Consider the following 14,794-nt stretch of genomic DNA (forward strand, 5'->3'; position numbering starts at 1 on the left):
CAAGAAACGGCAAAAATAATACTAAATAAGAGAATCAGGGTCTTTTTCGATATATGCATCATGCTTTGTTTAGGAATCGCGGCAATTTAGTAAATTTGAGGAACGTAAATCTAAAATTATGTTTGGAGATTTAATGGGTATGATGGGAAAGCTTAAGGAAACGCAAGCGAAGGTGGAAGCAACCAAGAAAAGGTTAAATTCTGTTTTGGTTGATGAAAATTCCGGAGACGGCATGTTGAAGGTTTCATTAACGGCAAATCGGGAGATAAAATCTATTCAAATAGATGATAGCCTTCTCGAAGACAAAGAACAATTAGAGGACTACCTGATCCTTACACTAAACAAGGCCATAGCTAAAGCTACAGCCATACAAGAGGCAGAATTAGCCGCAGTGGCAAAAGAAGGGATGCCCAATATTCCTGGGATGGATTCCTTTTTAAAATAAGACTCCAGGGATTATAAACTATTACACTAAGAAAGTATAGATTCGAAAATTAGCTATGATCGATATAAAAAAAGAGAAAAATAACAGTTATCGCTTCGTTGTAACATCCGGAGAAGGAAATGCTTTGCTGCAAAGTATTCAATTTCCAACTAAAAAAGAGCTGGATACGACCGTAAAGAAACTGTCTCCTTTAATGAAAAAACCTTCTGTTTTTGAAAGAAAAACCGATCATAATGGCAAATTTCACTTTACACTTAAAGATACAAGTGGCAGCATTATAGGTTCTAGTAACACATATACATCAGAAGCCGGGATGGAAAATGGGATCACCAACGTGCGTAAAAGGATCTCATTCTTAAGCCGATCAAAGTCCCTCTAAAGAAGCTATTATTTTTAAAGTATGGGTATGCATATCCCCTGTGTAATCCATATGTGTCACCATACGCAGCTTCCCCTGACCCATTCCTATGATCTGAATATTCTTTTTAGATAATGCTTCCAGAAATTCATCCGTCGTCCATTTTTCCTCATTAATTTCGAAGATGATGATATTCGTTTCTATAGGCTCAACTTTCTTAACAAACGAGAGTTTTTCTAGTTGTTTCCCTAATTCAATGGCTTTGAGATGATCTTCAGCCAGACGTTCAAATTGATGATCCAGGGCATAGATCCCGGCAGCTGCAAGAAATCCGGCCTGCCTCATTCCACCGCCCAGTATTTTTCTAATTCGCAACGCATTATCCAAATACTTCTTCTTTCCCACCAATACAGAGCCTACCGGGCAACCCAGACCCTTACTCAGACAGACACTTATGGTATCAAAAAGGGCTCCATAAGTTTTGGGATCTTCTCCTTTAGCAACCAGGGCATTCCAAAGTCGTGCGCCATCCAGATGATACCCCAAGCCATAAGCATCACATACTTTACGGATCGCTATTAATTCCTCAAAATCCCAACAAGCTCCACCACCTTTATTGGTTGTGTTCTCTATACACACCAGAGAGGTAAGAGGACTATGGTAAAAGTCAGGTGGATTAATAGCAGCTTCAACCTGGGAAGCCTTCATCATGCCTCGTTCCCCGTCCACTAACTTACATGAAACACCGCTATTGAAACTTACTCCGCCCCCTTCATAATTGTAGACATGGGCATATTTATCACAAATGAGCTGATCTCCCGGATTGGTATGCAGTTTTATGGCGGTCTGATTGGTCATGGTACCACTGGGAAAAAACAAGGCGGCTTCCATCCCAAAAAGAGTAGCTACTTTTTCTTCCAGGGCATTGACAGACGGATCTGCCTTAAAGACATCATCCCCCACTTTGGCGGTCATCATGGCCTTTAGCATTCCCGGCGAAGGCTTTGTAACGGTGTCACTAATAAGATTGATTTCCATAGCGCTAACTTACATTCTTAATTCGTACAATCCATACCTATTGGTGACCCGTCTGGTAACTTAGGGGCGGCAATTACTTTAAACTCGTCTGGTTCCTCCATAAAGATCACGATCCTTCTTGCCATTTCTTTTAAGTCGGCATCCGAAGAACTCATATATTTAGATTTAAGATTTCTGAGTACGTCATTGGCAATCGCATTGACCTGTGGATGCACCTCTTTATGAGCCGCAAGGTTCATAATATGAAACAGGACACGATAATTGATAGTACGCTGAACCTGCATTATATAGGGATCCTTATGAGTCTTCATCAAAGTGTTTTCTTCCAGATCTCTAATTACTTCTTTTAGACCCAATTGATCAGGTTCCAAACTTTTTTGCTGAATAAGCCGTGATGCTCTTTCCGGATGTAACAAGAACCCTAAGGTCATGTCTGCCGCTGTTTCGGGTGCCGAAAGGGCATCAAAAGAAACTCCGGTTTTTCCGTTAAATGATTCACGTGTCCTATTAAAGCCTATTGCCCTCGGTGGAAATAAGCCTAACTTATCCGAAGGAATAGCAATTTCTGCGGCATCTAAGGTCTTAAAAATACTACTTAGTGCCTTTTTCTGGTCTTTTACCGGCATGGTGGCTATCACCGGCTGTCCGTCACCTTTCACCGCGTAATTATAATTGAGTCCGCCGATAGATTTTGTTGCCGCTTCTGTTTGGTATCGGTGAAAGAAATACAAAGGGACAAAAACATCTTCCAAAACTGAATGGGCCTCTCCGGTACGGATGTTATCAATACTGAAGTTGTCAATGGCCTTAGCCCTAAGGGTAAGCATTCTGTCTAATTCTTCACTTGCGCTACTTCCGTTGTCCCATAAATGTCCCAGAACATGGGCACTGCCCATAGGGCGCGCATCTTGATCTGAAATATATCGCAGCCCCTGTTTTTGAGCATTTTCCAGGATGCTGTTTAGTCCGGCTTTTTCTGAAGTACCCTGCGGAAAATCGGCATACGAATAGGCCACAGTAGTTTTGTCCCAATCCCCAATACTTGCATCATAGGCTTGAGAAAAATCGATAGCCCCATTAGTAAGAGTTATATACGGATGGGGGTAATCCATCACCGAGGCCCTGTTATTTGTGCTGGCGGCAAAATTATGGGCAAAGCCAAGTGTATGTCCAATTTCATGTGCCGAAAGTTGTCTGATGCGAGCAAGGGCTAATTCTAACATAGGCTGGATATTGTCATCGCCTTCTGCAAAAGGTTTGTTCATAAGAGCTTGGGCGATCAGAAAATCTTGTCTGATCCTTAAACTGCCAAGACTTACATGGCCTTTGATGATCTCACCGGTTCTTGGGTCGGTAATGCTGCTGCCGTAACTCCAGCCCCTGGTAGAGCGGTGCACCCATTGAATTACATTATATCTAACATCCAGAGGATCTGCATCATCCGGAAGCATTTTAAGCTGGAAAGCATCTTTGTATCCTATGGCTTCAAACGCTTGGTTCCACCATTGGCCGCCATCGAGCAAGGCTGAACGCACAGGTTCTGGCGTACCGTTATCCAGGTAATATATAATAGGTTCTTTAGCTTCACTTATAGCTGCATTGGGATCCTTCTTTTCCAGACGGTGACGGGTAACAAATCTTTTTACAAGCGATTCCTCTACCGGAGTTGCATAATCATAGTACTCAAAGGGATACGATCCTGAACGGGGGTCAAATACCCTCATTTTATAGCCGTTATCGGGCAATTCAATAAATGAATGGTGTTGTGAGACCGTTACAAGTTCGGGGTTAGGCGAAACCGATCTAATATTGCCTCCTTTCGGATCTCCTTTAAAGGTCAGCATAAGATCGAATTCTATATTTTTTGGAAAGGCCCTTGTCCGGGATAGATCGAATGCACTTTTAGAGGTATCGAGGCTGTAAGTGCCCTGATTGGTTCGTTTTAATCGTTCTGATACTCCATGTGCATCCTGCATTAAAAAATCGGTAATATCTATAATATATCTGCCATCCTTTTCCTCTTCTATCTTAAAGCCAAAAAGAATGGATTTAGCAAAGGCCTGCTCTACAGATCTCTTCTCCAAGGTGTTCTCCGTAAGGGCTCTGTACTTCAGATTGGGCTGTATCAATAAAAGTTTATTTCCAGCCTTCTTAAAATATACAACCTGCTCATTTCCAAGCTGTCCTCTATCCAAACCTATATCATTACTTCCAATTCCACTACTGAGGGAATACACATACAGAAATTCTTTTTCCAGCTCTTTTACTTCCAAAAAGATCTTGTCATTCTTAGCATCATAATAAAATGAATACAAACCTTCATATTTTGCAAAATCCTTACTTTTCTCAGCAAATTGCCCAAAGCCGACAAAACAGAAAAAATACGCTACAACCGGTAAAATTAATTTCATATCCAAAGTTTAGGGGCTAAATTTAATTAAATAGAATGAACCATCACCGCCACAGATACAAATTCCTGTTTATGCTTTTCTCAAAACGAGAAACCAACGCTTAGTAAATTAGCAATATTACCATTGAATAATTGTTACATTCCTGTTCCTATTTCATATTAAATCTGCTATATTGAACCAAAGAATTTCCGATGCCTAAAGAAGACAGCACTATATTTTCTTCCTACCAACGAGATCCGTCACTTTTTGATGAGATTTATGACAAAAAGGGGCAGGTAAAAGAGGTGTATAAAACACTTTTCCAATTGTATGGCGGGCATTCTATCCCCGATTATATGACCTTAAATGAAAAAGCGAGATCTTCCTTCTTTAATCAAGGGATCACTTTTCAGGTATATGATGATAAACAGATGCAGGAAAAGATCTTTCCTTTCGATCTTTTTCCGCGAATTATCGATGGCAAAGAATGGGAGATCATTGAAAAAGGCGCTATTCAACGGAGCAGGGCCTTAAATCTTTTTCTCTGGGATATATATCATGAAAAAAAGATCTTAAAGCAAGGGGTTGTTCCTCTAGAGTTGATCAGTTCTTCAGAAAACTATCTGCATCAGATGATGGATGTTGATCCGCCCGGCGGAATCTACAACCATATTTCGGGGACAGATATCATAAAACACAACGATGGCAAATACTATGTGCTGGAGGATAACATCAGATGCCCTTCTGGTGTCAGTTATGTAATATGTAATCGTACCGCCCTTAAGCGAGCTCTGTTTGGTGTTTTCAATCATTACGAAACACATACGGTCACCAATTATGCCGAAAACCTACTCGATCTTTTAGAATCTGTGAAACCCCATGGAGCTGACGTTCCCAATACCGTGGTTATCACACCCGGAATGTACAATTCGGCCTTTTATGAACATTCGTACCTGGCAAAGACCATGGGTGTTGAATTGGTAGAAGGGCGCGATCTTTTTGTGGAAAACGATTTTGTTTATATGCGAACTATAAAAGGCCCTGAAAAAGTTGATATCATTTACAGGCGAATTGATGATCAGTTCTTAGATCCCTTAGAATTTAGGGCAGATTCGTCTTTAGGCGTTCCGGGTTTGTTTTCGGCCTACAAAAAAGGAAATGTAACCCTGGCCAATGCCCCGGGTACAGGGGTTGCTGATGATAAGGCCGTATATACCTATATGCCGGAGATCATTAAATACTATTTGGATGAAACGCCTATCCTGAACAATGTGCATACCTATCATTGCAGCAGGCCAAAGGAATTGGCCTATGTGTTAGACCATATTCATGAATTGGTTATAAAACCCGTGGATGAAGCCGGAGGATATGGTATTTCAATTGGAAACAGGCTTACAAAGAAAGAAATAGCCACCGTTAAAAAACAAATACAGGAACATCCCAGAAAATATGTGGCTCAACCCATCATGTCCTTATCTGTTCATCCCACCTATATCGATGAAACAAATTCATTTGAGCAACGCCATGTAGATCTCAGAACGTTTACAATATTAGGAAAGGATAAGGATTTTGTCCTCAAAGGTGGTCTAACCCGTGTTGCCCTTAAAAAAGGAAATCTTATCGTTAATTCTTCTCAGGGTGGTGGGTCCAAAGACACCTGGGTATTAAAATAATTATAATATGCTAGCAAGAGTAGCCAACAATCTTTTTTGGATGGGACGTTATATTGAACGTTCCGAACACATTGCGCGATATATGCATGTTAATTACTTTTCTTCCCTGGATGCGCCCAATGAACTTTCCAGATCGAGACAGTTCGTCCTAAATTCAATGTTGCGGATGATAGGCGATCCTGAGGCCAAGGAAAATGAAGTCCTTAATGAGGAAGAGGTCCTTTTTAAACTGGCTTTAGATCCTGCACATCCCTTCTCTATTCTAAGCAACGTTAAGTATGCCCGGGAAAATGCGAACAGTGCCCGTGATCTGATCTCTACTGACCTATATGAGTCTATTAACAAGTTCTACCATTTTGTCCTTAAATATCCGGAGCAACACTTTTTAAAAAAAGGGTTGTACGACTTCTGTATCAATATCATTGAGATGTCGTCCATTTTAAGGGGAAGGATTAGAAGTACGCTATTGCACGATGAGGTATATGCAATTATTATGCTTGGTGTTAATCTGGAAAGGGCCAATCAGCTCATCCGTATCATCAATGCCAAATACCACGATGCACTAAATGCGCAGGGCAGTTACGGCGATAAATTCAGCAAAAGTTTTGAATGGACCACCCTTCTTAAATGCGCGGAATCTTATGACATGATGCGTCGATTTTACAAAAAAACACCCACGAGTTTAACGACGCTGGAATTCCTGATCTTAAACCCAAACTGCCCCAGGTCCATGATGAATAGTTTTAACCAGATCTATACACATATCAGAGTATTGGATAATTCCTTTAAATATGATAAGGATTCAACTGCTTTTTTAGTGGGACGCGTACGTGCCGAATACCAATATAAATATGTAGAAGAGATCGAAGGCAATATTAAAGAATACATTGAAGCCATGTTAAAGAATTTAGCCGATATTGGCAATAAAATGGAAAACGAATTCTTTCATTATTAAACGGGCTAGTCTCCTTTAGTCCCCACAAGATTATGTCTTTAGAATATAACATTGTTTACAAAGCAGAGAATGTATACGACAATCCTGTAAAGGAAGCTCGATGGCAATTCCTTATTATACCGGAGGAAAATTATAATCAAAAATTGGAGGCCATTACTTTCAAGAATTCTATGGAATTTCCCTATGAATTCTCAACGAATGCATATGGCTTTAAAACAATACGAATTTTAGCTAAGGCTCCGTTTGAAGCGATCTCTTTCGAAGCCAGTTTTAAACTTCTCAAAGAGACGTCAAATCCTTTCGATTTTATACTTCCCATAAACCAGGAGGATGAGTATTCTAAATATCAACAGCTTCAATTTAAAGTAGACCATGAGCCCTTTTTGCGTAAAACTCCATTAACTACCCTGCTAGAACATCATATTAATTTTTTTGAATATCAGCAGGATCAATTTGTATTTGAAAATCTTCAGGCGTTAAACAAATGGGTCTATGAAAAGATATTTTATACGCCGGGGGCCACGGACGTAGAAACTACATTAGATGAAATGCTAGAACACAGGCAAGGGGTTTGCCAGGATTTTGCGCATTTGTTTTGTGCTATTTCCAGAAAATATGGTATTCCCTGTCGCTACGTTTCCGGATATTTGCATCAGGGAAATGGGTATTTCGGTGACTCTCAAATGCATGCGTGGACAGAGGCTTATATTGAAGATGTGGGTTGGGTGGGTTTTGACCCCACTAATAATCTGATCGCCAATGAGAACCACATTAAAGTAGCACATGGCAAGGATTATTCGGACTGTTCGCCATTAAAGGGTATTTTGTATTCCAAAGGCAGTAACACCACTAACCACAGCGTACAGGTCCACGGTCAACAACAGCAATAAAATCATTTTTAATAATTTACTACTACGTAAAAGTGTGGTACTTTTGAATGAAAATATAATACAATGACTACGACAGATCAGCAAAAAGATCTTATAGAGCGCCTTGGTGCGTTAAGGAGGTATCTTTGACATTGATGCCAAATTAATTGAAATAGAAAACGAGGAAGAGAAAACGCTCGCTCCAAATTTTTGGGACAATCCTCAGGAAGCGCAGGAAAAAATGCGCGAGCTGCAATCCAAGAAAAAATGGGTAGGAGATTATAATGATGCTTTCGTTTTAGCCAATGATCTTGAAGTACTTCTGGAATTTTATAAGGAAGGAGATGTATCTGCCAAAGAAGTAGAAGTTCAGTTTCAAAAGGCGTTGAAAGCGGTAGAAAAACTCGAATTCAAAAACATGCTTTCTGAGGAAGGCGATGATATGACAGCAGTTCTGCAAATCACTGCTGGGGCCGGAGGTACTGAGAGTTGTGATTGGGCTGCCATGCTAATGCGTATGTATCTCATGTGGAGTGAGAAAAATGGATTTAAGGTAAAAGAGCTCAACTATCAGGAAGGCGATGTGGCAGGCATTAAGACAGTAACCTTAGAAATAGATGGAGAATATGCCTTCGGATGGTTAAAAGGAGAAAATGGGGTGCATAGGCTCGTACGTATATCACCCTTTGACAGCAATGCCAAGCGACACACCTCCTTTGCCTCTGTCTATGTCTATCCATTGGTAGATGACAGTATAGAGATAGAGGTGAATCCTTCAGACATAGAGATCACTACTGCACGCTCTAGCGGTGCAGGAGGACAGAATGTGAATAAGGTGGAGACAAAAGTACAACTGGTTCACAAGCCCTCCGGGATTCAAATATCCTGTTCCGATTCCAGATCACAACACGATAACAGGGCCACCGCTTTGAAAATGCTGAAGTCGCAATTGTTTGAAATAGAATTGCGCAAAAAACAGGAAGCACGGGCAGAAATTGAATCTTCAAAGATGAAAATAGAATGGGGTTCTCAAATCCGGAATTACGTAATGCACCCTTATAAACTGGTAAAGGATGTAAGAACTGGTGAAGAAACCGGTAATGTAGATGCCGTAATGGATGGTGATCTCGATCTCTTTCTTAAAGCGTATCTCATGATGATGGGGCAACAACAAGAAAACTAAGTTATGATCAAAATATATCACAATCCCAGGTGCCGCAAATCGAGAGAAGGTCTAGCTCTTGTGGAGGCCAGTGGTCAACCTTTCGAGATCGTTTATTATCTGGATATGGTTCCCAGCAAGCAGGAATTGAGGGAGATCATACAACAACTGGGTATTTCACCTATGGACCTGGTAAGGACTCAGGAAGCTATTTGGAAATCTGATTTTAAAGGAAAAGAACTTTCTGAAGATATGATCCTGGATGCCATGAGCAGGAATCCCAAGCTCATTGAAAGACCCATAGTACTTCACAACCAAAAAGGAGTTGTAGGAAGGCCTCCGGAAAAGATCTCAAAATTCCTGAGCATCTAAACTACTTTTTGCAAAATTCATTTAAATTTTCTTAATGTTTTCAGAAATGTTTAATGAGGACATGTCTTTTAACAAACATTTAACCGCACTGCCTTTTGCTTCAGTTTACTTTTGAAATAATAACAATCATGAGAACAATTTTTAAAACTTTCGCTCTTATCATCCTATTCTTTGGAATGACTCCTGTATTAAACGCACAGTACAATCAAGCCTATAGAAATTCAGGTAGAAGAAGAACGATCCCTCAGGCTCAAGAACCCATTAAAAAGGCCGAGCCATTGACTGCAGATGAAATGGTCGCAGCCGAAATGCCAAAGATCACAGAAGCATTGTCACTAAACGATTTTGAACAAGCTGTTCTCTCATCTATACTTACTAAATACGTACAGCAACGAATAGAATTGAAAATACTGAATTTGAGTCCGGAAAAAACTCGCGAAGCCAGAGAGAATATTGATCGCAAACAAGATGAGGAATTTAAAGCGAGCCTACCAGAAGATAAATATGATGCATTGATTGAATATCAACAAAACGGCGGCAAGAAAGTAAAATCAAAAAAAAGGAAAAAGAAAAAGAATAAGTCTTAAATGAAAAAACTTCTTGTCTTGCCATTATTTTTAATGGCTTTTTTAATATCATTCGCTCAAAGGCCAACAGGTCAGCGTGCAGAACCAATCACTATAACTGGGACTGTTTTCGATAAAGACACAGGACAACCTCTGGAATATGCTACGCTGATATTGCAAAGTGTACGCCGACCTGAAATGGTGACTGGTGGTATCTCAGGAATAGACGGTAAGTTTTCGGTAGAAACCACTCCGGGGCAGTATCATGTGCGGGTAGAATACCTCTCGTACAAGACCTATGAACTCAAAGCACAGACTTACCGAAGCTCTGTGGATCTGGGCACTATTCAACTAGAGATCGATGCCCAGCAATTAGCAGATGTTGTGGTGGTGGGAGATCGTACTACCGTTGAACTTAGATTAGATAAAAAGGTATATAATGTAGGACAGGACTTAACAGTAAGAGGAGGCTCTGTAACCGATGTACTGGATAATGTGCCTTCTGTAACCGTAGATGTAGAGGGAAATATTAGTTTAAGAGGAAATGAAAGCGTTCGAATTTTGATCAATGGTAAACCCTCAGCTCTCTCAGGGCTTAGTCCACAGGCACTTCAACAGTTGCCTGCAGAGTCCATTGATCGTGTAGAAGTTATCACCAATCCTTCCGCAAGGTACGATGCTGAAGGTACTGCAGGTATCTTAAACATTATTTTAAAACAGAGTAAGACAGCTGGTGTTAATGGCTCTGTAAACGTTTTTGCAGGCTATCCGGACAATTTTGGCGGCGCTTTGAGCCTTAATCTACGCCGTGAAAAATTTAATATTTTTACTACTACAACCTACAGATATAGAGATGCCCCGGGAAATGCAGAGTTTGATCAGGAAAATTTTGATGATGCCGGTAATACCCTAAGTTTTCAGGATGAGATTCGGCAATATCAAAGACAGGACAACAGCTTTAATACCAATATAGGATTCGAGTACTTTTTCAGTGACAAAAGCAGCATTACTAATTCCTTGGTAATCAGGAATTCGGACGGTGAGAATACCGTAGATATTGATTTTTTCAATTTCGATGAAGTAAGAAACCCTACTATTCAAAGAAATCGTTTTACAGAGGAAGATGAAACAGATGAGAATGTTCAATATTCGGTAAATTATAAAAAGGCATTTGAGAAGGATGGGCATGAGCTTACCATAGACTATCAGTATTCTACAGGTAAGGAGATAGAAAACTCTATTATCAATGAGATTGTACTTGGCGAGACTACCGGGTTACCTACAGAACAGACCATCAATGACGAGGTACAGATAAATCAATTGGTGCAATTCGATTATGTATTGCCTTTCGGGAAAGACAACCAATCCCAATTTGAGATGGGCTATCGCGGCACATTCAATAATTTTAATACTGATTTCGATTTTGGGATCCTCGAAAATGGAGTTCTGGACAGGGATCCAAACTTTAGCAATGAATTAAAATACAAAGAATACGTCAATGCTGCCTATATGCAGTTAGGGACAAAGGTTAAAAAGTTTAGTATTCTTAGCGGTCTCCGAATGGAATCGTCCGATATTGGAATTGAATTGGTAGACACAGATGAAGTTACTGATAAGGACTATATTAATTGGTTCCCTTCTCTTTTCCTCGGCTATGAATTTTCAGAAACTGAACAGCTAACTATTAGTTACAGCCGAAGGTTGCGACGTCCACGCTCCAGATTTATTAATCCGTTCCCGTCCAGATCGAGTAACACCAACTTATTCCAGGGGAATCCTGATCTGGATCCCACCTTTACAAACTCTTTCGATCTGGGGTATTTAAAACGATGGGACAAGATCACTTTTACAACATCGGGGTATTTTAACAGATCTACAGGCGTTTTCCAATTTATTACTCAGGAAACGGGCGACTTTGTACAGATAGAGAATCCTGATGATCCGGACAATCCGGTATTGGTTCCGGTACAAGCACGAACGCCCATAAACCTTGCAACGGATAGACGCTTTGGGATAGAGTTCACAACTTCGTATACCCCAAAGCGCGATTGGAGAATTACCTGGAACCTCAATTTATTTGAACAACAGCTTCGTGGAGATTATACATATACTAATTTTCAGAATGAAGTCATAACTCAAAATTTTGATGCCGATAACTTCACCTGGTTTACAAGGGTCAGTGCTAAAGTTCCATTACCGGGTAGTATCGATTTTCAAACGAATCTGTTTTACAGAGGCCCTAACAAAGATGCGCAAAATACCAATAAGGGAATCCTGAGTACAAATCTGGCTTTCAGTAAAGATGTAATTAAAGACAAGGCAACCTTATCATTAAATGTAAGCGACCTGTTCAACTCCAGAAAGCGAAGATCTGAGACAATTACGAATACGGTAGCTACCTATAGTGAATTTCAATGGAGAGAAAGACAAATTACCTTATCTTTCTTATATAGATTCAATCAGCCACAAAATCAAAGAAACAGAAACGGACGCGGTGGAAATGAGGAAGAATATGAATTTGAGGGTACTTAAAAAGGTTTTAACACAATAAAACAAAAAAGAAGCCAATTGGCTTCTTTTTTTATGAGTTGCGCTTAGCTCTTCTTGCCTCGCGTTTTTCTTTAAATATCTCCATTAGATTCCCTCCCAACCAATAAGGTACTACAAAAAGCAGTAGAAACATCATTAACCAAAAACCGATGGTTACGATGGTTAAAAACGCCAGGAATCCTAAATATTGATCAAATTCGAACATAATGCGTGCTTTGCTCAGCAAAGATACTTGGAAAATCCTAAAATTTGCAAATCTAAGCTCAGAAATTTTATGCAATTCACAAAAAGAATTTAATCTTCCAAACCTTACCTTTGTTAGGATAAAAAATATAGACTTATGGAATTCAGGATTGAAAAAGACACAATGGGCGACGTAAAGGTGCCTGCAGACAAATATTGGGGTGCACAAACAGAACGATCCAGGAACAATTTCAAAATAGGTCCCACAGCCTCTATGCCTCTGGATATTATCTACGGTTTTGCACATTTAAAAAAAGCAGCCGCATATACCAATCATGAATTGGGAATACTTACCGCAGAGAAAAGAGATCTGATCGCCAAAGTATGTGATGAGATATTGGCAGGGAAACTGGATGATCAATTTCCATTAGTGATCTGGCAAACCGGATCTGGAACGCAGAGCAATATGAATGTAAATGAGGTAATTGCTAATAGGGCGCATGAATTGGCCGGGAAAAAAATTGGAGTTGGCGAAAAAACCATAAAACCCAATGATGATGTGAATAAATCGCAATCCTCCAACGATACCTTTCCAACAGGGATGCATATTGCGGCCTACGCTAAAATAGCAACAGTTACCATCCCCGGGGTTACCCAACTTAGGAATACGCTACAAAAAAAGGTGACCGAGTTCAATAATATTGTCAAAATAGGAAGAACTCATCTTATGGATGCTACTCCGTTAACCTTAGGTCAGGAGTTTTCTGGTTATGTATCTCAACTAGACCATGGTTTACGCGCACTTCAGAACACTCTGGATCATCTAAGCGAGTTGGCGTTGGGAGGGACAGCCGTGGGTACGGGTTTAAATACCCCTGAAGGGTATGACGTATTGGTTGCAAGCCACATAGCGAAATTTACAGGTTTACCCTTTAAAACGGCCGTAAATAAGTTTGAGGCCCTGGCGGCACACGATGCCCTGGTTGAAACCCATGGTGCCTTGAAACAACTGGCTGTATCACTTAATAAAATTGCAAACGATATCCGAATGATGGCCTCCGGACCGCGCTCTGGTATTGGCGAGATCATAATACCGGCAAACGAACCGGGAAGCTCTATCATGCCCGGAAAAGTAAATCCTACACAATGTGAGGCACTTACCATGGTTTGTGCTCAGGTAATGGGCAATGATGTTGCAATAAGCGTGGGTGGAGCCCAAGGCCATTATGAACTGAATGTTTTTAAACCTGTCATGGCCGCTAATTTATTACAATCTGCAGAATTGATAGGAGATGCCTGTGTTAGTTTTGACATCCATTGTGCAGCGGGGATAGAACCTAATCATAAGGTTATTAAACAATTACTCAATAATTCCCTTATGTTGGTCACTGCTCTTAACACTAAAATAGGCTATTACAAAGCCGCGGAGATTGCCAATACAGCCCATAGGAATGGAACTACCTTACGGGAAGAGGCCGTTAAACTCGGGTATGTAACAGCAGAAGAATACGATGAGTGGGTAAAACCTGAAGAAATGGTAGGATCCTTAAAAAAATAAATTTATCCCATAAAAAAAGGGCCTTCAATTGAAGGCCCTTAATATTTGATTTAATACGCTCTTATTTCAAAGTGAATTTAGAGGTACCAAGAAGTTTTAGACTATCGTCATAAACGTTCACCATATAGTTTCCTGATTGGAAATCTCCAGCTGGCTTGTTGATGAAATCACAAACATCAAGATCTTGATTTTCGTAGTAGAAATCTGTTCCCTTGCTGTAAGCTACAGAGGCACCTTCATCATTTGTTTTAGTGCTGCCGCCACCAAGAACATTTCCTTGAGGATCTAATACCTCAATAAGGAATTGTCTGTCACCTGCCTGAGCGATCACATTATCAGCTATAGTAAAACAAACTTTTAATTTGTCTGTTCTTCCGGCTCTCTGAGTAGAAACCATTTTTCCGCTAGATCTTTCTCTAACTGCATCTACGCTAAATGTTGAAAGATTAAGTGCTGAACCTCTTTCTACAGCTTCTGCTAATTGAGTGTTTTGTACAACCAAAGAGTCGTTGAATACTGCTTGCTTTTCTAGCTCTACGAACGTACTGTCTCTTTGCATAGCTAAAAAAGAGTTAGATCTGGTTAAAGAATCTACTTGCTGAAGTAATACTTCTCTTTCTTTTTTCAAGACAGAAACCTGATTTCTGTATCTTCTTAATGAAGAAAGGTCGGTCT

At 40.2% G+C, this 14,794-nt stretch carries 14 protein-coding genes; 10 read left to right on the forward strand and 4 right to left on the reverse strand.

Going from position 1 to position 14,794, the window contains the following annotated elements:
• The first annotated feature begins 118 nt into the window (after positions 1-118).
• Positions 119-445, forward strand: coding sequence for a YbaB/EbfC family nucleoid-associated protein (locus Q0X72_RS02610; protein ID WP_297761638.1), 327 nt, complete (start codon positions 119-121; stop codon positions 443-445).
• Positions 446-500: 55 nt separating this feature from the next.
• Entirely contained in the window at positions 501-824 is a 324-nt protein-coding gene (locus Q0X72_RS02615; protein ID WP_297761641.1) for a YegP family protein, read from the forward strand.
• On the opposite strand, the gene Q0X72_RS02620 is transcribed toward Q0X72_RS02615, so the two are convergent.
• Entirely contained in the window at positions 810-1,841 is a 1,032-nt protein-coding gene (locus Q0X72_RS02620) for a low specificity L-threonine aldolase (protein ID WP_297761644.1), read from the reverse strand. The two genes, Q0X72_RS02615 and Q0X72_RS02620, sit on opposite strands and share 15 nt — an antisense overlap.
• A 17-nt stretch (positions 1,842-1,858) precedes the next feature.
• Complete coding sequence (locus tag Q0X72_RS02625) at positions 1,859-4,252, reverse strand: zinc-dependent metalloprotease (protein ID WP_297761646.1); 2,394 nt, start codon at positions 4,250-4,252, stop codon at positions 1,859-1,861.
• Between the two features lie 191 nt (positions 4,253-4,443).
• On the opposite strand from Q0X72_RS02625, the gene Q0X72_RS02630 reads away from it, so the two are divergent.
• The 7 genes from Q0X72_RS02630 (at position 4,444) to Q0X72_RS02660 (ending at position 12,360) form a co-directional block, all read left to right on the forward strand.
• Positions 4,444-5,904, forward strand: coding sequence for a circularly permuted type 2 ATP-grasp protein (locus tag Q0X72_RS02630; RefSeq protein WP_297761649.1), 1,461 nt, complete (start codon positions 4,444-4,446; stop codon positions 5,902-5,904).
• A 7-nt stretch (positions 5,905-5,911) separates the two neighbouring features.
• Positions 5,912-6,859 (forward strand): alpha-E domain-containing protein, encoded by a 948-nt coding sequence (locus tag Q0X72_RS02635; RefSeq protein ID WP_297761652.1) that lies wholly within the window; start codon positions 5,912-5,914, stop codon positions 6,857-6,859.
• Positions 6,860-6,891: 32 nt separating this feature from the next.
• Positions 6,892-7,749 carry a transglutaminase family protein gene (locus Q0X72_RS02640; protein ID WP_297761655.1) on the forward strand — a complete coding sequence of 286 codons (858 nt, stop codon included), beginning with the start codon at positions 6,892-6,894 and terminating at the stop codon, positions 7,747-7,749.
• A 63-nt stretch (positions 7,750-7,812) separates the two neighbouring features.
• Positions 7,813-8,911 (forward strand): peptide chain release factor 2 gene (gene prfB, locus Q0X72_RS02645; protein ID WP_297761658.1). Its coding sequence is split into 2 segments (ribosomal slippage): positions 7,813-7,875 and positions 7,877-8,911, totalling 1,098 coding nucleotides; the frame shifts between segments, so codons are not numbered across the junction.
• Between the two features lie 3 nt (positions 8,912-8,914).
• Positions 8,915-9,262 carry an arsenate reductase (glutaredoxin) gene (gene arsC / locus Q0X72_RS02650; protein WP_297761661.1) on the forward strand — a complete coding sequence of 116 codons (348 nt, stop codon included), beginning with the start codon at positions 8,915-8,917 and terminating at the stop codon, positions 9,260-9,262.
• A gap of 128 nt (positions 9,263-9,390) precedes the next feature.
• Entirely contained in the window at positions 9,391-9,849 is a 459-nt protein-coding gene (locus tag Q0X72_RS02655; protein ID WP_297761664.1) for a hypothetical protein, read from the forward strand.
• Complete coding sequence (locus Q0X72_RS02660; protein WP_297761667.1) at positions 9,850-12,360, forward strand: TonB-dependent receptor; 2,511 nt, start codon at positions 9,850-9,852, stop codon at positions 12,358-12,360.
• Positions 12,361-12,409: 49 nt separating this feature from the next.
• On the opposite strand, the gene Q0X72_RS02665 is transcribed toward Q0X72_RS02660, so the two are convergent.
• Complete coding sequence (locus Q0X72_RS02665; protein ID WP_165200566.1) at positions 12,410-12,583, reverse strand: hypothetical protein; 174 nt, start codon at positions 12,581-12,583, stop codon at positions 12,410-12,412.
• A gap of 135 nt (positions 12,584-12,718) precedes the next feature.
• Here Q0X72_RS02665 and fumC point away from each other — a divergent pair, with 135 nt between their 5' ends.
• Positions 12,719-14,119 carry a class II fumarate hydratase gene (gene fumC / locus Q0X72_RS02670; protein ID WP_297761674.1) on the forward strand — a complete coding sequence of 467 codons (1,401 nt, stop codon included), beginning with the start codon at positions 12,719-12,721 and terminating at the stop codon, positions 14,117-14,119.
• A gap of 61 nt (positions 14,120-14,180) precedes the next feature.
• On the opposite strand, the gene Q0X72_RS02675 is transcribed toward fumC, so the two are convergent.
• The coding region (locus Q0X72_RS02675) for a hypothetical protein (protein ID WP_297761677.1) at positions 14,181-14,794 on the reverse strand (614 nt) is incomplete at its 5' end.

It is taken from the genome of uncultured Muriicola sp., from assembly GCF_947258935.1.
Lineage (GTDB): Bacteria > Bacteroidota > Bacteroidia > Flavobacteriales > Flavobacteriaceae > Muriicola.

Excerpts from the sequence above, each read along its gene's own strand:
- Q0X72_RS02610 (WP_297761638.1), top strand. The coding sequence starts at position 119 with ATGTTTGGAGATTTAATGGGTATGATGGGAAAGCTTAAGGAAACGCAA.
- Q0X72_RS02615 (WP_297761641.1), top strand. The coding sequence starts at position 501 with ATGATCGATATAAAAAAAGAGAAAAATAACAGTTATCGCTTCGTTGTA.
- Q0X72_RS02620 (WP_297761644.1), bottom strand. The coding sequence starts at position 1,841 with ATGGAAATCAATCTTATTAGTGACACCGTTACAAAGCCTTCGCCGGGA.
- Q0X72_RS02625 (WP_297761646.1), bottom strand. The coding sequence starts at position 4,252 with ATGAAATTAATTTTACCGGTTGTAGCGTATTTTTTCTGTTTTGTCGGC.
- Q0X72_RS02630 (WP_297761649.1), top strand. The coding sequence starts at position 4,444 with ATGCCTAAAGAAGACAGCACTATATTTTCTTCCTACCAACGAGATCCG.
- Q0X72_RS02635 (WP_297761652.1), top strand. The coding sequence starts at position 5,912 with ATGCTAGCAAGAGTAGCCAACAATCTTTTTTGGATGGGACGTTATATT.
- Q0X72_RS02640 (WP_297761655.1), top strand. The coding sequence starts at position 6,892 with ATGTCTTTAGAATATAACATTGTTTACAAAGCAGAGAATGTATACGAC.
- arsC (WP_297761661.1), top strand. The coding sequence starts at position 8,915 with ATGATCAAAATATATCACAATCCCAGGTGCCGCAAATCGAGAGAAGGT.
- Q0X72_RS02655 (WP_297761664.1), top strand. The coding sequence starts at position 9,391 with ATGAGAACAATTTTTAAAACTTTCGCTCTTATCATCCTATTCTTTGGA.
- Q0X72_RS02660 (WP_297761667.1), top strand. The coding sequence starts at position 9,850 with ATGAAAAAACTTCTTGTCTTGCCATTATTTTTAATGGCTTTTTTAATA.
- Q0X72_RS02665 (WP_165200566.1), bottom strand. The coding sequence starts at position 12,583 with ATGTTCGAATTTGATCAATATTTAGGATTCCTGGCGTTTTTAACCATC.
- fumC (WP_297761674.1), top strand. The coding sequence starts at position 12,719 with ATGGAATTCAGGATTGAAAAAGACACAATGGGCGACGTAAAGGTGCCT.